The 395-nt window shown below is 39.2% G+C and carries 2 pseudogenes; both read right to left on the bottom strand.

The annotated features are described in order from the left end of the window. Positions 1 to 262: pseudogene (locus tag C1I98_RS40110) on the bottom strand (hypothetical protein); the annotation flags it as partial. Positions 263 to 277: 15 nt separating this feature from the next. Beyond that, positions 278 to 395 (bottom strand): annotated as a pseudogene (locus C1I98_RS46280) (helix-turn-helix domain-containing protein); the annotation flags it as partial.

The following is a 395-nucleotide window of genomic DNA, read 5'->3' as shown; positions in this document are numbered from 1 at the left end:
TATATCTTTGTGCTTGATACCTTAAGTAACCATCCTTTGCATAACTGTACAAAGTGTTTGTTGAATAGGGCACTCTACTGCCATGTGAAATTTGTTCCAGTGACCATTTTTTTCTCAGGTAATGATTAATGACTTTCTGCCAGTATTTTGTTAACTTTACTTTTTGTCGAGAGGCCCTGCTCCGACGATGTTCTGCTGTGACTTGCGCATATTCTGCCTGGTATGGAAATATTTCAGTATGATTCGTTACGTCAGGTCTCATACTATTGCGATGTACTTCATTATGTATTGTCGATACCGACCGATGCATAATTTTGGCAATCGCTGAATAACTTTTCTTTTCGGCTCTGAGGGTCGCAATTGTTACCCTTTCACCATAATTGAGATGCTTGTAC

Source organism: Spongiactinospora gelatinilytica (assembly GCF_003236385.1).
Taxonomy (GTDB): domain Bacteria; phylum Actinomycetota; class Actinomycetes; order Streptosporangiales; family Streptosporangiaceae; genus Spongiactinospora; species Spongiactinospora gelatinilytica.
Note: the sequence above shows the minus strand (reverse complement) of the source record. Positions and strands in the feature narration are given on the sequence as shown.